This is a genomic window from Carboxylicivirga mesophila (assembly GCF_018271975.1).
Classification (GTDB): Bacteria; Bacteroidota; Bacteroidia; order Bacteroidales; family Marinilabiliaceae; genus Carboxylicivirga; species Carboxylicivirga mesophila.
The window spans coordinates 18,929-37,699 of record NZ_JAGUCN010000014.1 but is presented as its reverse complement, the minus strand read 5'-3'; the positions used below and the strand labels follow the sequence as shown (position 1 = coordinate 37,699).

The following is an 18,771-nucleotide window of genomic DNA, read 5'->3' as shown; positions in this document are numbered from 1 at the left end:
ATAGGATTTTATCATGATTAAACAGATGTTACAAGGGGTGGTTGCAATGCTAATAATTGGAATGGGGATTATTGGCTGTAGTTCATCAGATGAAAGCAAATCAGCAACAACACATCGCTATGTTAAAGTAGAGCGCCTGGGCAAGGCTCAAAGTGCCGAGGAGCTTATATTCCACGGGCAGCTAAAGGAAAAAAAGGAAGTGAGTGTAGCATTTAAAGTAGGCGGACAAGTCTACAATATGTTGGTGGATGAGGGTGATTATGTGACAAAAGAACAGGTGATAGCCCGCATTGATCCTCGTGACTACAAAATCCGTTTACAATCGGCTAAAGCGCAATTTGAACAGGCCAGTGGTGAATATACCCGCTACAAAGAACTTTATAAAAAGAATAAGCTACCCATTAACACGCTGGAAAAACTCGAAGCCGGTTACCTGGCTGCCAAGAGTGCTTATGAATCGGCTGAAAATGCACTGGCTGATACAGAGTTAAAAGCACCATTCAATGGCTATATCTATCGTAAGCAAACGAATAATTTTGAAAATGTGGCTCCCGGGCAACCTATTTATGCCTTATTGGATGTGAGCCATCTCGAGGTACTATTCAGCCTGCCTGAAAGTAAAGTGAATAAAGCAAAAAGCTTTTCGCAAATTACCATTGATGTAGCCAATGCTGGTGCTTATGATGTGCCTGCTAATGTGTTGTCTGTTAATGAGAAGGCCAACGGGAATGATATGTTTGATGTGCGCCTGATGGTAAACAATCAGGCGGATAGCGGATTGAAGCCTGGCATGTCAGCCAAGGTGAGGATTCAATTGAAAGCTGCTGACAAGACTGGTGTTGTTGTGCCAGTGGAGTCTGTGTTTTACAAAGAGCAGAAAGCCTATGTATGGGTATTTGATGAGGCCAGCTCAACTGTATCAAGTAGGGCCGTAAAAGTCAATAAATTGGAAAACAATGGCCATTTGTCAGTCAGTTCCGGCCTCACCGGAAACGAATATGTGGTGACAGCCGGCGTGTATAGTTTAACCGAATCGCAGGCTGTGCGAATTTTAAAGAATACAAACCTTTTATAAGCCTAAATCAACATGTTAGATAAGATATTATCTCAAAAAGCTTTTTTGAGCTTCATCTTTATTGCCTTAATTATAGGCGGATTGTATTCTTTCAATTCGATGGGAAAGCTCGAAGATCCGGAGATTCCTGTGAAGGCAGCTGTGGTCATTACTCGTTACCCTGGTGCATCAGCCGAAGAAGTGGAGCAGGAGGTGACTGATGTGCTTGAGAAAGCCATCCAGCGCCTCGAAAATATTGATTTCCTCGAATCGCGTTCAGCACCTGGTCTGTCTGAAATCACCATCAATATTAAGTCGGGAGTAAAAACCGCGGAGATGCCTCAGCTGTGGGATCACCTTCGTCGAAAAATATCTGATGTAAAAGGTAGTTTGCCTGCAAACGCATCCGAACCAATTATCAATGATGATTTTGGTGATGTGTCTGGTATATTTTTAGCAATTTCCAATGATGGATACGAGTACCATGAGTTTCAGAATTACGTTGATTACGTGAAACAAGAGCTGATGCTGGTAGACGGCGTTAAGCGTATCGAAGTATTTGGTAAGCGCACCGAGGTGGTGAATATCAGTTTTGATAATGAGTATTTTGCCTCCCTGGGTATTAACCCCATGCTAATTTTCCAATCGTTCAATGATCAGGGAGCCATTGTTGATCCGGGTAGTTTTGTGACAGGAAGTGAACGCATTCGTATTAGCATAGGCAATAAGTTCCAGAACCTGGACGAGATACGCAATTTTGAAGTGAAACTACCCAACGGCGGACGTTACCGTCTCGGCCAAATAGCTAAGGTTGAGCGTGAGTTTTACGAGCCAACCCTTCAAAAGCTTAAATTCAACGGACGGGAAGCCATCAGTTTGGCCATTTCCATGGAAAAGGGGGGTAATGTAATTGTCCTTGGTGAAGCCGTTGAGAAACGCTTAGCCGAATTGCAGGAGAAGTTACCGGTTGGTATTGAATGTCATAAAGTGTTTTATCAGCACAATAATGTGAGCGAATCAATCGACGATTTTATGGTTAATCTGATTGAGTCGGTGATTATTGTAATAGTCGTATTGCTGCTGGCCATGGGGATGCGTGCTGGTTTGCTCATAGCCAGCGGACTGGTGTTTACTATTCTGGCAACATTTATCATTATGGCCGGGTTTGATATAGAGCTGCACCGCGTATCATTGGCAGCTATTATCATCGCCATGGGTATGCTGGTGGATAATGCCATTGTAATAGCCGATGGCATCCTGATTGACCTGGATAAGGGCATGGAGCGGAAGAAGGCTTTTGTAAATACGGCTAAGAAATCAGCTATACCACTTTTAGGTGCTACTCTGGTTGCCATTCTGGCTTTTATGCCGCTGGCTTTCAATAGTACAGGTGCTGGAGAGTTTTTACGCCCATTGTTTTATGTGTTAGCTATATCCTTGTTCGTAAGTTGGGTGTTGGCAATGGTACAAACACCTTTTCATGCCGAATATTTTTATAAGAAACGCTCGAAGAAAGGAGCTGATGACGAAGAGCACGATCCTTATGGCGGTCGTTTTTACCAGTTTTTCGGACGATTTATTCGTTTTGCACTTTGGCATAAGTCCTTGTTTGTGATTGGAACAACCGTAATATTGGTGTTGTCATTCTGGTCATTTGGTTTTGTGAAACAAAACTTCTTTCCTGGTGCTGAGTACGATCAGTTTATATTGGAGTACCGTTTGCCCGAGGGAAAAGACATCAGCCAGGTAGAAAAGGATTTGGATGAGATACAGGTTGCCATTGCAGACTGGGATAACATCGGCTCGGTTGTAACAGGATTGGGCAGCACGCCGGCTCGTTACACGCTTATGCGTCCCATGAACGGACTTAGCCTGAGCTATGGTGAACTGATTATCACCATCAAGGACAAGGAGCAGATTGACCAAACCATTGAAGAACTTCAGACCTATGTCAATCAATATTACCCCGAGGCTTTTGCAAGGGTAAGAACCTATATTGCTGTTGGTGGTGATTTTAAAATTGAAGCTAAGTTTACCGGTCCCGATGACGAAGTGTTGCGTCAGTTGGCAGAGCAGGCTAATGAGGTGATGCGTCAGGAGCCAAAGGCCGTTTTTGTCACAAACGACTGGAAGAACCAGATTAAGGTGCTGGCGCCGGTTTATTCGCAGGATCGGGCACGTGAACTGATGGTGAACAGGGCCGATGTGGCCAATGCCCTGGCAATTGCATCAAGTGGTATGCCGGTTGGCTTGTTTTACGATGGTGATTACCAGCTTCCAGTTATGCTCAAACTCGATAAAACCATTGAACAGGACGTTAATCAGTTGGCTTCGGTACCCGTATGGTCGGGTTTGCCACAAAGTGTAGCTTTAAGTCAGTTGGTTGATTCCATTGATGTACGATGGGAAAACAGTATGATTCGCCGTTACGATAATCAACGTGCGATAATTGCTCAGTGTGACCCGATTACGGGTGTTGCGCCACCAGAACTGTTCACAGCCTTGCGCGATAAAATTGAAGCCATTCCATTGCCCGAAGGTTACAAATTAGAGTGGCTGGGTGAATATAAGAGCAGTAATGAGGCCAATGAAGGTTTGGGTGAGAAACTACCACTGGCTATCCTGTTAATGATCATCATTGTCATAGGCTTATTTAATAATTTCCGACAACCCATCATCATTTTCTCAATTATGCCATTGGCCTTTATTGGAGTGATTATAGGCTTCCTGGTAACCGGCACTTATTTCACCTTCTTTTCAATAATCGGTACCCTTGGTTTAATGGGTATGATGATTAAAAATGCGGTGGTACTACTCGATGAGATAAATCTGCAGGTAGGCGAAGGAAAAGATAAGCTCACAGCGATAATTGATTCGACATTATCGAGAGTGCGACCAGTAATGATGGCTTCACTGACCACTATTTTGGGTATGTTGCCATTGGCCTTCGACCCGATGTTTCGTACTATGGCCATTGCCATTATGTTTGGTTTGCTGGTAGGTTCGATCATCACTCTGGTTGTAATACCCGTGCTGTATGCTGTGATGTACAGGGTCAATACTAAATCGTTACATGCTACAATTGTAAAAGAGATAGAAGAATAATTTTTTTCATGTATAGGTTAGGTAAAGGAGCTGGTTGGCATTGCTTTGTTAGCCGGTTCCTTTTTAAAGAGAGAATGAACTAACCATCTACTATAAAACTTTCAGTATGAAACACTATATATTCATCATAGCTTTGTTCATAAGCATTAAAGGGGTTGCTCAACAACAGGTTTCATTGCAGGAGAGTCGTCAAATGGCACTCGATTACAATAAGTCGCTTAAAGCAGCCAAGTTAAAGCACTTTGAAGCTGAATCACAACGTAAAGAAGCACGTACCGCCTATTTGCCAAATATTGACGGAACGGCTACTGCCACCTACCTGCCTAGTATGGACGATATTAATATACCTGGCTTTCAATTACCAGTGATGGATGCAGCGGGTAACCAAACAGGCCAAAATGTTGGTTTCCCGGGTATGAGTATTGGCACCGAAAAGATGCAATATTATAACGGTCAGGTGGCAATGCAACTGCCACTCTATTTGGGCGGACAAATCAGGTATGCCAACCAAATGGCTGATATGGGTGTTGAAATTTCCGAGCAAGCCTATCAGCTAAAGACTGATGAGGTTATTTTTAACACAGATAACGCCTATTGGAGCCTGGTGGCTTTTAAAGAACAACTGACTGTTGCCTACAAGTACTACGAAATGCTGGATTCATTGGAGCAACAGATGAAAGACATGTATGAGTTGGGCTTAACTCCCAAGAGTGAACAGCTGATTGTAACTGTACAAAAAAACGAGGCTCAGCTAAATCTGATGAAAGCTGAAAATGCTTTTAAAGTGATGAAAATGAATCTTTGCCAGATTGTTGGGCTTGATATGAATACCAATATTGATGTAACTGATTCATTAAACCTCAATCCAGAGCTCATTACCATGAGTAACAGCGTTAACCTGGCTTTTGTAAACCGTAACGAACTGAAAATGCTGGATGGACAAGTTACGCTATCGGAGCTTCAAAAAAAGTCAGATATGAGTGCTTATAAGCCTCAGTTAGGTGCCCAGGTCAGCTATGGTTACATGGATATTCCAAACCTGGTTGATGGACAGACCATGACACAGGCCTCTGCTCAATTGTCCATACCATTGGTGCACTGGCGCGAAAAGAAGCACAAAAAAGATGCTGCCAAATTACGAATTGAACAGGCCCGCCTGCAGCTCGATGAAACTAAGGATTTTGTGCAGCTGGAGGTACAGCAGTACATCATAAGGGTTAATGAAGCTTATGAGGCCATTATGCTCGCCAAAAAGAATAAAGAAGAATCTGAAGAGTCGCTGGAAGAGGTAACAGCCAGCTTTGAGGCCGGATTAAATACCACCACCGATGTTTTGAACTCGCAGGCAGCCTGGTTGAGTGCTAATGCTGAACTATTAAATGCACTGGCCAGCTACGAGGTGGCTAAAACTGCTTATTATAAAGGAATTGGTCAGTTATACACAGAAGCAGACACATACAGTAATTAATAGTGTTTCTCGATTTGTAGTGGCTCATTTTAAAAAGTTGAGATGAGTCACTACCTTTATCATCATGTATGGGAATAGATATGAAAACATTTGATAGTTGTTATTACGACCGCTTTTTGAAGGGCAAACCTATTTTATTTATTAATTATAAAACCAGGTTGCTATTTGAATGTTTGATGGGAACAGTTTTTTATACTGTTTTATTGGCAATTTTCTATTCGGGCCAACCTATTGAGTGGAAGGGCTATCTTTTTTCGCTATGGCTATTCATTTTTATCAGCGAAGGGATATTTGCATTTAATAAGCTGATTGCCTGCAAACACCCCTGGCATACGCATACGCGTGGGCGTGTATTGTTTTTATTAAGCTTTTCCATTATATGGTTTTTACTGGCCATCATGATGGCTCACTATTTTAAACCTTGGATTGAGTCTGGCGAACCCATGGCTCCAGTAGCCTACAATGTTAGCCTCATTATCGCTATATTGTTTGTAACGATATATGTAGTACTGCTATTCGCTTATAATTACCATCAGAGCTTAAGCGTAGTTATGCTAGAGGTGGAGCGTTTGCAACAGGATAAACTTAAGCAGGATTACCGGGCCTTGCAGGATCAGATTAATCCACATTTTTTATTCAATAATCTGAGTACGCTTATTGCTATCATCAGGCACGATAAGGAGGCAGCAATACGTTTTGCCATTAATTTTTCAGACGTGTACCGATATGTACTTGAGAGTAATAAACATCGTTCTATCAAACTAATTGACGAATTGAAATTTCTGAAAGCATATGGAGCTCTGCACCAGGAGCGTTTAAAAGAAGGATTAGTTGTAGAGCATCATTTCGATGAAGAATATTACAACTGGCACTTGCCTCCTTTAAGTATGCAGTTACTGCTTGAAAATGCAGTGAAGCACAATGTAGCCACTAAAGCATCGCCTTTAAAAATGAAGATGTATACCAAAGATGGAAAGGTAGTGGTCTCCAATAATATCAATGCCAAAACAACCACCTACAGTACAAATACAGGATTAAGTAACTTACGCGAGAGGTATAAGTTATTGACGAATAAAGAGGTGGTTATTATCAAAAATGGCAATGAGTTTAGGGTAGAATTACCACTAATCAAACAATAAGTTAAAGCAGAAGCAATGGAAATCAATATCATAATTGTAGAGGATGAAATACACAGTGGTGAAATGCTGCGGGATATGATTGCGGAGATTCGTCCTTCCTGGAAAGTAAAAGCCATGCTGCAAAGTGTGAGTGAAACCGTTGATTACCTTAAAACACATGAGCATCCGCAGATTATTTTCTTAGATATTGAACTAGCCGATGGCAATTGTTTTTCAATTTTTGAGCAGATTGAAGTGGAGGAAAGTGGCATCATTTTTACTACAGCCTATAATGAGTTTGCTCTCAAAGCTTTTAATCTTAATAGCATCGATTATTTATTGAAGCCTATAAAAGAAGAGGAGTTGGAACGAGCCATCACCAAATTTGAAAAGGCCATTGAGGTAATTAATAATTTGCATGAAGGGGAGAGCCCTAAGAAGCAAGCTGATGTAATTGATTATACCGAATTAGCCCGATCGATAGCGAAAACACAAGGTGGTTATCGCAAGCGCTTTTTAATTGCCAGACGTGATGCCTTTTTTAAGCTTGGTGTTGAAGATGTGGCCTATTTTTATTTTGATGCCCGGGTAACGTTTGCCGTTACTTTTGAAGGTAAGCAACACATACTTAACCAGTCACTGGATAAGCTGGAAGAAGAGCTTGATCCAGAAAAGTTTTTCCGTAGTAACAGGCAAACGATTATCAATGTAGATGCTATTGAGCGCTTCGAAAGCTATTTTAGTGGTAAGCTGGTAGTGAAACTGGTTAATGGCCTTAACGGTAAGGTAATGATTAGTCGGGCTAAAGCCGGTCCATTTAAGGAGTGGATGAATCATTAACTATTAATTAGATACAAAAGAAGGCTGTCTCAATCGAAACAGCCTTTATCTTATTAAAAATAAATGTGCACTATTAAATCGCCACTGGCATAAGGCTCAAAAGTGAAGCTATTACCACCTGAATCGACGATAATCTTATTTGCATCTGTTGTGTACTTTCTTTCTTTTTGTTTGCTGTAGTTAAATCCTAACCCAAATTCACCACCCAGTGAAATTTTTGGGGCAAAAAACCACTCAACCCCTATCAAGCCTGCTCCATTAAATCCGAGTGTCTGCCCTCCCTCTTCCTTAAATTCCAATTCGGGCATAGTTTCATCAACGTATTCAACGTTTCCGGTAACGTACGTATTATTGCTATTATGCAGGTATCCGCTGTAGGGCATTGATGATATACCAGCTTCATAACCATAATACCCTCTGATACGACTTTTAATCGGTCGATAAAACTCTTGTCCAACAGATAAGCCAATTGCCAGGGCATTTTGAGTCAGGTAAACATTTTTGGGAGTTTCTTCTCCGCTACCATCTTTATCTTTTGAGCTACTATAGCCAAACAGAAGTTTTACGCGCCAGGCCCTGTCATCACGTGTATAATATTTAAAGTAAATAGTTCCTGGATTTTGGGCTGTAAAGGCAAATTTTGGAGCATCATTTACCACATTGTATGAATAATAGCCATTTGAGTAATTGTTGGTTACAGTTTTATTACCAATCATATTTCCAAAATACTCTAAAAACGGATTAGCATTGATACTCAACGACCAGTCACCTTTTTCAGGGAAATAGTAAAAGCCTCTTTTAGATGTAAGGTTAAATTTTGTGGTATCTGTTTGAGCTAATGAAAGTGTTGAAAGAAATAGTAAGATACTTCCTGTTAATAACAGATGCTTCATTTGGTTAGATTTTATTATTAATAAATTTCTGCTAAGATGAATATTTTTTTGCTAATTTTACAAAAGTAAACATTCTTTTTAGTAACCTAATCTATGAAAACAGTTAAAATAGTTAGTATTTGTGGCGTTTTTGTTTTTCTGATGAACATCTTATCATCTTGTGAATCAGGTAGTGATGATTATACGGCATTAAGTAAAAATTTGCGAATTAGTGCCACCGAAAATGATGGTACTGTACAATTAAAGTGGACACTTGCCAAAATAAATAATTTCCGCGAGTACAGAGTATATCGCTCAAAAGATAAAAATAATTATTACCAGAATTCACTTATATATAGTGGAACAGATTTTTTTCACCATACATTTGTTGATGAAAACCCTAATGCCTTAGGAACAAATTATTATTGGGTAGAGGCATTGAGTGGGAATGATTTTGACTATACGCGTTCGTATAAGAGTAACATTGATTCGATTAATATAGGTAATTATCCTTCCTTTTCATTTTTCCCTAAGAGCGTCATCCATAATAAGGATGAAATGTTGATTGGCTTTATTGATGGTCGCAACAAATTTACGCTTTATAATTATGAGAGTGATGTTGTTGTAGGAACAAAAGAGGTTAATTATAATTTCCAATATCCGTGTTTTGGAAAATACAATGGGTTGACAGAGTTGTATTTAGGTGAGAATAATACCAATGAAATTGGGATATATGATACCAAATCACTAAAAAAGACAGGTAGTTTACCATTGAATAACCAATACTTATATAGTTTGGCAAGCAATGGTGATGGTAAAATATACGCTTCGTGTGATTATGGTAGTTATATTGAGGTGATTAACCGCAATATGACAGGGGCATACTTGATTAATAGTTCATATGATCAACAATATTTGAAGTACAGTGAATCGCAAAATGCACTCATCGCTAATGAAGATGATAGTTATAGTTACTTGTATGTTTATAATGCTGATTCGTATGGCGACATTGGTTACAATAATTACACCTCTAGTTATCTACAAGGGTATAACTATAGCTGCATAAAGGAAGATCCTTTTACGGGCCATATTTATATCCAGCCTTATGGAAAGATGAAACCAGCGGGTGTTAGCAATACTGTATATAGTAATTTCGGAAATTGTCAGGACATTGCTTTTAACTCTATCAATATTTTCACCGCTCCATTTAATAGTAAGGCACTCTATAAATACGATCGTAGTGGAAACTATGTGGGCACTATTGATTTGCCAGGATACCCGGTATATATTTTAGTTGAAGATGATAAGTTGATAGTGTTTTTTGTTGAGCAGGCAATTTCAGTATCACAGGTTGAGTATAATCGTGTCTATAAAGGTTATAACCAAGATACCCCCTTTGGTATATATATTGTGAAGAACTAATTAGGAAGAAAATACGCATTGAAAAACGCCAACTGATATAATACCAGTTGGCGTTTTTCGTTTTATGTGTCATGGTAAGTGTTAAATTATAAGTAAGAATTGTTTTGAAGATAAGTGCAGTTTGATGTATGATTTACAATTTGCTAATAATAATTCATATTCGTTTATTGTTGCCCAAAATCTAATCCTATGAAGAAAAATAAAAGTATTCTGCGCAAGCTTTTTATGTATATGATGGGATTTGGCATAGGCATGGGGTTTATTTTCCCGGTATATGCCAATTTTTTTGTTGAATGGAAAGATGGGTTATTCCCTTATTTTCTGGTAGGGTGCATAATGGCGGGTATCACAGTAGGGATAGTCAGCTTTTGGTTTGTGAAGATTATTTTAATACGACAATTGCTTAAAATGTCAGCAGTGGCCGATAGTATTTCCAAACGCGATATATCTCAATTTATTGATATCAAAAGTGATGATGCAGTAGGTGATATTGCCAGTGGATTTAACCTAGCTATTCAGCGCTTGAATGAATTCGTTGGTGAAATGAAGGTTATTTCAGGAAAGGCTCGCAGCATAGTTGGTAATAAGCAAGATGTTAGTGGATCGATTAATAGCCTTAATGCGATTTTAAACCAGGTAACCTCGTCTGTTTATTCAGCCAATGAACATTCTAAAACCATTCAGGATAAGGTAATTATCAGTAGGCAATCGTTGCGTAGTACAACCAGTAACCTCGAAACTACCTCCAAAAGTATACAATCCTTTGAAACCTCTGCTAATAAGCTGGCTAAACATGCTGAAGAGATTAACCGTATTGTTTTGCTCATTAAGGAGATTGCCATTCAAACCAACCTCCTGGCACTAAATGCAGGTATTGAGGCGGCCAAGGCAGGTGTACACGGCAGGAGTTTTTCTGTGGTTGCCAATGAGGTGCGTAATCTGTCTGTGGATATTGCAGGCTCGGTGCAACAGGTTGAAGGTATATTCGCCGCTTTAAATGATGAACTTCATCAAACTGAAGCAATTAATGCTATTATTGCCACACAATTTAATGATAACCTGAAGCAAAATCAGCAATTTCAGGAGGTTTTTTCGACCATTGAACAGGCTTCGCAAGCCAATTTGGGCGAGGGACATCAGCTGATTGAAGTGATTACAAGCCTAAACACAACTGTTACTGATATTAACCAGACTTTCAATGCCTTTTCGCAATACATTGCAGAACTAGATGCTACTATGGAGCTTTATAAAACAGGTAGGCCATAAATGTAAATAGCCAAAGATATTATATAGCAACATCTTTGGCCATTGTAATTGTCTATATTATTTGATTGTAATAACTGCCATATCCTGATTCATCAATAAATCATTTTCAAATTCCCTGTAGGCCACTAGTTCGAGGTATTTATTTAGGTGCTGGCGCATTAAATCATTGTTTCCCTGTATTTCATATACCTTGGCTTGCCAGAAAGTGATAGATAAGTCATCAGGTTTAAATTTCTCAGCTCTTACAAGGCAGTTTTGTGCATAGCGGGCTTTACGATTGGTTTTTCGATCTTGTTTGTTTTTTGCAAGTGGCAGGTGTTGAATGTATTCAATGGCGTATACTTGTGTAACAGCTTTGTTCATGTAATCAATGGCCAATTGGTTATGACTGGCATTGCCAGGGATGTCAAATTTCACAAATACGGTTTTCTCCATTGCGGTGGCTTCTCCATTAATCTTTCCTGATAACCAAAGTTGACTGCTGTTGCTGATGGCATTAAGTACTGCGTTGTCAAGTTCCGGAGCTACCGAATTGCTTACAAATGCATTGTTGACCTGACCATCAGCCTCAATGGTGAAAGTGACTGATACGATGCCCTCGTCATCCAGGTAATCATAGTTAGCAAGGTAGCTGAGTTCATCTTGAAGATATTGATTAAGGCTTAGGCGTTCTGTTTCATTATTACTCATGTCACCACTGAAAACAGGTGCTTCAATGCGTGTTTCTTCTATAAACTTCTGTTTAATAGCCTCTTCTTCCTGTGCAATTATGCTTATTGTAAAAAGCATAAGCACCATTCCTATTCCTATCTTTTTCATGGCTTTAAGTATTAAGTTAATAGTGTGTGGGGTAGTTCAACTATTACACCAAATTTAACAAATGACAGTGGGATAGTCCTTAATTGTGTTTGGCATGATTATTAAATAGGCAAATACGTACTTAAATGTACGGTTATCGTTCGAATACGAACAGGTTGAAGCGTTTAATTGGATTTTTAGAATTTGAGTATATAACCAAACAACAAATAGTCCGTTTTTAAGAGCATAATTTTATATGGGAAATGGGTTTATTGACAAACATGATATTCTCACCATCAATGGCGAGTTAGTGGGCATTGTGGTTTTACCAGATAGCAAAGTTGAGATGGCTGATTTGGGCGATGGTATTTATATTATCAGCTGTCGGATAAAAGGCCGGTTCTATTCCTAAAAGATTATTAAGCAATAATAGTCTGAGTTTATTTCACTGAGAGCTGTTACATTTGAAGTAGAACTGAGGATAACAATAAACCCCGCCAACTAATTCAGTTGGCGGGGTTTATTATCGTCATATTTCAGTGTTCTATATAAGATATTCTATCCTTTAGCTTTGCTTACTTCAAATAAGTATCTAGCCAGCGGAAGAACTCACGTTGCCACAAAATACCGTTGTGGCACGACAATACCCAGTGGTTCTCCTCAGGGAAATACAGGAAGCGGGCCGGTACGCCGCGCATCTTAGCTACATTAAAGGCGCCCATGCCTTGTGTGTAAGGAATACGGAAGTCTTTGGCACCGTGAATCACCAGCATAGGCGTATCCCAGTTCTTCACAAATCGGTGAGGAGAGTTGGCATAACTGCGCATCGCAGTTTTATTGTCGGTATCCCAGTAGTTGCCTTTGTAATCCCAGTCCACAAAGAACATCTCTTCGGTAGTGCTGTACATTTGCTCAAAGTTGAAGATGCCGCAGTGCGAAATAAATGCTTTGAAGCGCTTATTGTGGTTACCGGCCAGCCAGTATACTGAAAAACCTCCGTAGCTGGCACCAACTGCTCCCAAGCGGTTTTCATCAACGAATGACTCTTTAGAAACAGCATCGATGGCTGAGAAATAGTCTTTCATATTCTGGCCACCATAGTCGCCACTGATCTGCTCGTTCCATTCCTGTCCAAAACCTGGCAGGCCTCGGCGGTTTGGTGCCACAATAATGTAATCATTGGCTGCCATCATCTGGAAGTTCCAGCGCAGGCTCCAAAACTGGCTGACCATGCTCTGTGGGCCACCTCCGCAGTATAATAGGGCCGGGTATTTCTTGTTCTTATCAAAGTTTGGTGGATAGATCACCCAAACCAGCATGTCTTTATTGTCAGTTGTTTTGATCCTGCGCTTTTCTACATCACCCATTTTTAACTGGCCAAGCAATGGCTCATTCACTTTAGAGATGTTGCTGCCTTCGCCAGTCTCTGCATTCACACTGATGATTTCAGTCGGGTGTTTCATTGATGTTTGTGTGGCAATCAGTCCATTGGCTGCAATAGCTACCGAGTTATAGTTGTGGATGCCTTCAGTAATTTGTGAGATGCTGTTGTCTGCCAGGTCAAAACGGAAGATTTCGTTCGAACCTTTGTCCTCACTGGTGAAGTAGATGTGCTTGCTGTCTGGTGTCCAGGTCAAGCCATGCACATTCTGGTCAAAATCAGCCGTGTAATCTTTCTTTTCCCCACTAGCCAAATCCATCATAAATAAACGATTTTGGTCGGCCTCATAACCATCGCGTGCCATGCTTTCCCAAGCCAGGTATTTGCCATCGGGCGAATATTTTGGAGCAATGTCATAGCCCATCATGCCTTCGGTCAGGTTCTTTGTGCTGGCCGCTTTGATGTCGTACAAATAAATATCGCTGTTAGTAGAGAAGGCTGATTCCATGCCTGTTTTCTTTTTACAGGTGTAGGCAATGCTCTTGCCATCAGGCGTAAAAGTAACCTGCTCCATGCCACCAAATGGTTTAAGTGGCGAATGGTAGCGCTCACCTTCCATAATGTCCGTTGCACTGCCAGTTGTTGCCCCATTGGCATAGTCGATATAAAAGATATGCGAGTAGGTCGGATCTACCCAATGATCCCAATGGCGGTACATCAGATCATCTTCAATGCGGGCATCGGCATATTTCAGGTCAGGATACATGTCATGCACTGTTTTGTCCAACTTCACGCTTTTGGCAAAAGCAATTTTGTCCATGGTTGGTGAATACTTATAGCCTTCAATACCACCATCAACCTTGGTTACCTGTTGGTTTTGTGTGCCGTCAGGATTCATCTCCCACAACTGTACATCGCCAGATGCAGCCGACATATAGGTGATTTTAGCCCCGTCAGGACGCCAGTTGATATCAAACTCTCCACCTTTGGTAAAGGTAATCTGCTTATAGTCGCCACCTTCTGCCGGCATCGTGTAAATGTCAGAATAGGTTTTGTTCTCTTCAATTTTGGTGTAAGAGATGGTGAAAGCCACGGTTTTGCCATCAGGCGATACGGCTACACTACCCACGCGGCCAAAAGACCAGAGTGCTTCGGGAGTCATTATTTCGCTGTCAACCTTCATATTTCGGTTGGTAAAGGTTGCCTCTTTGTCTGCTTTCTGAGGAGCTGCGCAGGCTCCCAACAGCATAACAACCAATGCTAATAAAGCAATTTGTTTCATGGTAAATATGATTTATTAATGAACTGTTATTGTCGCGTTTATTCGTTCCGACTAAGGTAAGAAGATATTTGTAATCAGGATTTGAGTTTTGTCAGGGAATGCTTGGGTGATGGATGGAAAGGTGGATGCAAAATATATTTAAATACTTTTCAACTATTTTTTGTGCTCTTTTAATAGTAGTTGATGCAATTGTTGGTTGTTGCCGGCACTGAGCCAATCATTTAAAAAGCCGTCAGATTTAATGGCTTTGATTAGGCGTGATAAGGTGTGAAGCTGAAGGTTCCACTCGTCTTTGGAGTAGGCAATAATCATTATAGTATGTACAGAAGCCGAGTGGGCTGTGGCAATGCCTTCATGCGATCGGAATAGCATCAATTCAAACTTTCGATTGCCTTTAACCGGAACAATCAGACATGCTACACCATCAGCAACTTTACTATCTGCTTTGTTCAGCTTTTCAGCAAGCCGCTTAATAAGCCATTGTTCATTTACTTTAATCTTCAGTGAAAGGAGAGGAGCAGCTTGCTTGGCAAATTCTTCAGCCGAACAGGCGTTAGCTATTTCCATGATCGCTTGTTGTCTTATAAATTGTTCATACCATTGATGCGTGGTGCCGTCTCTTTCAACCAGTATTTCTCTAAGTTCTTCTTCAAGCAGCTGATCGGTTGTTTTAATGCCTGTTACCCGCTCTATTAAATGCAAAATGGCATATTCCCTTTTGATGCGTCCGTGGGCATAAACAAAATACCAGGCAATGCCACCAATAATAAAAACCAGGACAAAAAGCAGTGGCATAGTACCCATCTCAATCAATAGGAATATATAACATATGATGCCAATTATCTGGGCCCAGGGGTAAAACGGGGCTCTGTACTTGGGACGATAGTGATTAATATTGGCTTCGCGCATAAAAATCAAGGCGATATTGGCGATGATGAATAGCACCAGTTTCAGAGCCGAAGCCGTTTTGACAAAGGTTTCAATGTCAAGAAAGATGATGACAGCTATCATGAGGCCACCCGTGAATAAAATGGCAGTCACTGGGGTTCCGGCAGAGCTAAGTTTTGTGAAAAAGCCTGGAAGAAGCTCATCTTTACCCATGGCCAATGGATTACGTGATGCCGCCAGCAGCCCGGCATTACCTGTTGATATAAATGCCAGCAGGGCAGCCAACGTCATTATAACAATACCAAAACGCCCCATTATTGCTTGCCCACCAATGGATATGGGAGTGAAAGTGTTATTCAATTCATCAGGATTTAAAATGCCAACCGTAATAAAAACAACAGCCACATATAAAAGCGATACAATGCCCCACGAAGAGAAGATGCCAAGCGGCAGGTTGCGCCCGGGATTCTTTACCTCACCGGCAATAGCGGTAACTTTGGTAGTGCCCGAAAACGCGATAAAAATGAGGCCGGCAGTCATAAATATGGCATCAAAACCTTCAGGAGCAAAAGGGACAAATCGCTCCGTCTCAACAGAAAAAGCTCCAACAGTAATATACATCAGAAGTATAAGTACCAGAATGATGACGGTGGTGGTTTGGAAGCGTCCAGAAAACTTAACGCCTTTGATATTGAGAGCTGTAAAAATCAAACACCAGGCCACACTGATGATTTTCATCTGCATCTCGGTGATATCGGGTTTTAAGAGAATTACAAAAATACCCATAGCCAACAGCGAAAAGGCTGATTTAAAAGCCAGGGAAATCCATGCGGTTAAGCCACCTATGGTACCCATTAAAGGCCCCATGCTCCGATCGGCAAATATGTAAATACCACCAGTAACAGGCATCGCCGTAACCAGCTCCGACTTAGCCAGTACGGTGGGTATAATCATCAGGCTGGCAATGGCATAAGATAAGATCATGGCAGGTCCGGTTTGAGCATAGGCAATGGCTGGTAAGATAAACAAGCCGGAGCTAATCATTACGCCTGAAGAAACGCTAATGACCTCCAGAAGACTTAACTCTCGTTTTACTTTGCTCATTCTGCCATCGTATTAATAATACTTAACTAACTACAGCCTGGGGTAGCTACAGTTCGCGCACGTCGGCAAACGATCCGCTTTCAAGCTCCCGGCATTTCTCAATACCTCGAATAAGATTGGAGGCAGCAGCGCGTGAGTCGGGCATATCCTCGGTATATCGTGCTTCCTGCAAACGTTTAACGGCCGGGTATTTATCTGTTGCCTTTATGTTCCAGATGGTTTCCTGTATTTCACTATCCACCAGTCCCGGAGCAAAGGCAATAAAATGGGTACTGGTGTGTTCTTTGGCGTAAATGTTCATCAGCATGTTAAGGGCTGCTTTGGATAAGGAGTAGGGGCCCCAGCCGGGTGTGCTTCGTAGTGAGGCTTTACTTGACATGCCTACTACCTGTCGGATATCCTTGCCCAGCTCAAACAGCAGGTCGAGCAAGACTTTATTGGACCACAGGTTGGTATCCATCACTTGTTGCATAGCAACAATATCCACCTCGCTCATCCACTTAACCGGCCCCAGTACACCAGCATTGAGTATGACCATGTCAAACCGCTTGGTGTCGCTTATAAATGCCGGAAGTTGTTGCAATAAGGCAGCATGATTCGTTAAATCCAGCTGAATATGATGAAAATTTGCTTCTCCATTGAGGTCATCGGCTATACGGCGGCTAATGCCCCAAACTTTTGCACCTCTGGCCAGAAATTCCTGGGCCAATCCGTGTCCGATTCCTGAACTGGTTCCTGTGATTAGAATGTGCATGTTTTTTGTTTTTTCAGATACTGTTCTTATAACAATATCGTGCATCCCAGTGGTTAAATCAATCTTTTATCAGTTCGATACCATATTGTTTTGAATAGTGAAAGTTGTTAAGAATCTTTCTAAATACTTATGGCTTTGGTAGATAATCTTCGTACTCCCCGCATTTTTAACTAATTTACATTTTCCTTTACAAAACCCATTGTCATGAATAGAACCAACAAGAACAACCGCCGTCATTTTTTGAAAGTGACCGCTGCGGGACTGGCAGGAGCTACTTTATTACCCCAGGCTTCAGAGGCCAAAGCCAAAAAAGACGATAAAATTATTTACAGAACACTAGGCAGAACAGGTGTTAAGTTACCGATTGTAAGCATGGGTGCCATGAAAGATGCTACCATGATAAAGGCCGGATTAACATTAGGTGTAAGGCACTTTGATACGGCACATGTATACCAGAAAGGGAAGAATGAAACCATGTTGGGAGAGGCACTTAAAGGACAGGACTTAAGCCAGCTCTTTACTGTTACCAAGGTAGTGCCCGACGATATGGATCGTCAAACCGGCTTAGTGGGCGAAGGTTGTACTGCTGAGAATTTTCTGAAGATGTTTGACACCAGTCTGGAGCGTCTCCAAGTGGAGTCGGTAGACTTATTGTATGTCCATGCCGTATCCACTAAGCAGGCTGTGCAACACCCTGAGGTGCTAAAAGCCATTAAAAAGGCCAAAGAGCAAGGTAAGTGCAAGTTTCTGGGCGTTTCAACGCATAAAAATGAGCCAGAAGTGATACGGGCGGCTATTGAAGCTGGTATATACGATGTGGTGCTAACGGCCTATAACTTTAAGCAGGATCATATCAAAGAGCTAAATGCTGCCATTGCCGAGGGAGCTGCCAAAGGTTTAGGCTTTGTGGCCATGAAAACCATGGCTGGTGGTTTTCTTGATAAGGATAAGACAAAAGCAGTGAACACTAAAGCTGCTTTAAAGTGGGCCATGCAAAATGAAAACATATGTACATCCATACCTAGTGTAGCAACTATTGATCAGCTGGAAGAGAGCTGGGGTATTATGGAAAAGCTCAAACTGACCAAAGAGGAGGAAAGAGACCTTGAGTTTGCCCGCGACTATGCGGGATTGTATTGTAATGCCTGTAACCAGTGCGATGGTCAGTGTCATAAGAATTTGCCAATTCCGGAAATAATGCGTTCTTACATGTACACTTATGGCTACCGCGATATGGGAAAAGCCAAAGAGTTGTTGGCCAATATGGGCCTTGTAAATGATCCTTGCTCCGATTGCAGCGATTGTGCAGTTAGCTGTGTGAAACAATTTGCGGTGGGCGATAAAGTAAAGGCAGTTAGCCGACTGATGGATGTGCCGGACGAATTTATAGTTTAAAGATAGTAGTCAGTAGTTGTATAA

General features: G+C 41.2%; 14 protein-coding genes. 9 read left to right on the top strand and 5 right to left on the bottom strand.

Annotated elements, in window-relative coordinates:
• Positions 1-13: 13 nt before the first annotated feature.
• From KEM09_RS12800 to KEM09_RS12780, 5 genes are all read left to right on the top strand, one after another.
• The gene (locus tag KEM09_RS12800) at positions 14-1,075 is read left to right on the top strand and encodes an efflux RND transporter periplasmic adaptor subunit (RefSeq protein WP_212228850.1); all 1,062 of its coding nucleotides are present in this window, start codon (positions 14-16) and stop codon (positions 1,073-1,075) included.
• A 12-nt stretch (positions 1,076-1,087) separates the two neighbouring features.
• Positions 1,088-4,159 (top strand): efflux RND transporter permease subunit, encoded by a 3,072-nt coding sequence (locus KEM09_RS12795; protein WP_212228848.1) that lies wholly within the window; start codon positions 1,088-1,090, stop codon positions 4,157-4,159.
• Positions 4,160-4,265: 106 nt separating this feature from the next.
• Positions 4,266-5,627 carry a TolC family protein gene (locus KEM09_RS12790; RefSeq protein ID WP_212228846.1) on the top strand — a complete coding sequence of 454 codons (1,362 nt, stop codon included), beginning with the start codon at positions 4,266-4,268 and terminating at the stop codon, positions 5,625-5,627.
• Between the two features lie 176 nt (positions 5,628-5,803).
• Positions 5,804-6,766, top strand: coding sequence for a sensor histidine kinase (locus tag KEM09_RS12785; protein WP_212228844.1), 963 nt, complete (start codon positions 5,804-5,806; stop codon positions 6,764-6,766).
• Between the two features lie 15 nt (positions 6,767-6,781).
• Positions 6,782-7,585, top strand: a complete 804-nt coding sequence (locus tag KEM09_RS12780) for a LytR/AlgR family response regulator transcription factor (RefSeq protein ID WP_212228842.1) — start codon at positions 6,782-6,784, stop codon at positions 7,583-7,585.
• A gap of 53 nt (positions 7,586-7,638) precedes the next feature.
• Here the strand turns inward: KEM09_RS12780 and KEM09_RS12775 are convergent, their stop codons facing one another.
• The gene (locus KEM09_RS12775) at positions 7,639-8,478 is read right to left on the bottom strand and encodes a myosin/kinesin family protein (protein ID WP_212228840.1); all 840 of its coding nucleotides are present in this window, start codon (positions 8,476-8,478) and stop codon (positions 7,639-7,641) included.
• A 93-nt stretch (positions 8,479-8,571) separates the two neighbouring features.
• Between KEM09_RS12775 and KEM09_RS12770 the strand changes: the two genes are divergently transcribed.
• Together KEM09_RS12770 and KEM09_RS12765 are read left to right on the top strand one after the other, a co-directional pair.
• Positions 8,572-9,879, top strand: a complete 1,308-nt coding sequence (locus KEM09_RS12770; protein ID WP_212228838.1) for a hypothetical protein — start codon at positions 8,572-8,574, stop codon at positions 9,877-9,879.
• A gap of 189 nt (positions 9,880-10,068) precedes the next feature.
• Positions 10,069-11,145, top strand: coding sequence for a methyl-accepting chemotaxis protein (locus tag KEM09_RS12765; protein ID WP_212228836.1), 1,077 nt, complete (start codon positions 10,069-10,071; stop codon positions 11,143-11,145).
• 57 nt (positions 11,146-11,202) lie between these two features.
• On the opposite strand, the gene KEM09_RS12760 is transcribed toward KEM09_RS12765, so the two are convergent.
• Complete coding sequence (locus KEM09_RS12760) at positions 11,203-11,964, bottom strand: energy transducer TonB (protein ID WP_212228834.1); 762 nt, start codon at positions 11,962-11,964, stop codon at positions 11,203-11,205.
• A 235-nt stretch (positions 11,965-12,199) separates the two neighbouring features.
• Between KEM09_RS12760 and KEM09_RS12755 the strand changes: the two genes are divergently transcribed.
• Positions 12,200-12,355, top strand: a complete 156-nt coding sequence (locus KEM09_RS12755; RefSeq protein WP_212228832.1) for a hypothetical protein — start codon at positions 12,200-12,202, stop codon at positions 12,353-12,355.
• A 163-nt stretch (positions 12,356-12,518) separates the two neighbouring features.
• On the opposite strand, the gene dpp5 is transcribed toward KEM09_RS12755, so the two are convergent.
• The 3 genes from dpp5 to KEM09_RS12740 form a co-directional block, all read right to left on the bottom strand.
• On the bottom strand, positions 12,519-14,606 hold the full coding sequence (gene dpp5 / locus KEM09_RS12750; protein WP_212228830.1) for a dipeptidyl-peptidase Dpp5: 2,088 nt from the start codon (positions 14,604-14,606) through the stop codon (positions 12,519-12,521).
• Between the two features lie 153 nt (positions 14,607-14,759).
• Positions 14,760-16,598 carry an APC family permease gene (locus tag KEM09_RS12745; protein ID WP_212228829.1) on the bottom strand — a complete coding sequence of 613 codons (1,839 nt, stop codon included), beginning with the start codon at positions 16,596-16,598 and terminating at the stop codon, positions 14,760-14,762.
• A gap of 46 nt (positions 16,599-16,644) precedes the next feature.
• Entirely contained in the window at positions 16,645-17,352 is a 708-nt protein-coding gene (locus tag KEM09_RS12740; protein ID WP_212228828.1) for an SDR family NAD(P)-dependent oxidoreductase, read from the bottom strand.
• A gap of 204 nt (positions 17,353-17,556) precedes the next feature.
• Here KEM09_RS12740 and KEM09_RS12735 point away from each other — a divergent pair, with 204 nt between their 5' ends.
• Positions 17,557-18,747, top strand: coding sequence for an aldo/keto reductase (locus KEM09_RS12735; protein WP_212228827.1), 1,191 nt, complete (start codon positions 17,557-17,559; stop codon positions 18,745-18,747).
• Positions 18,748-18,771 lie beyond the last annotated feature (24 nt).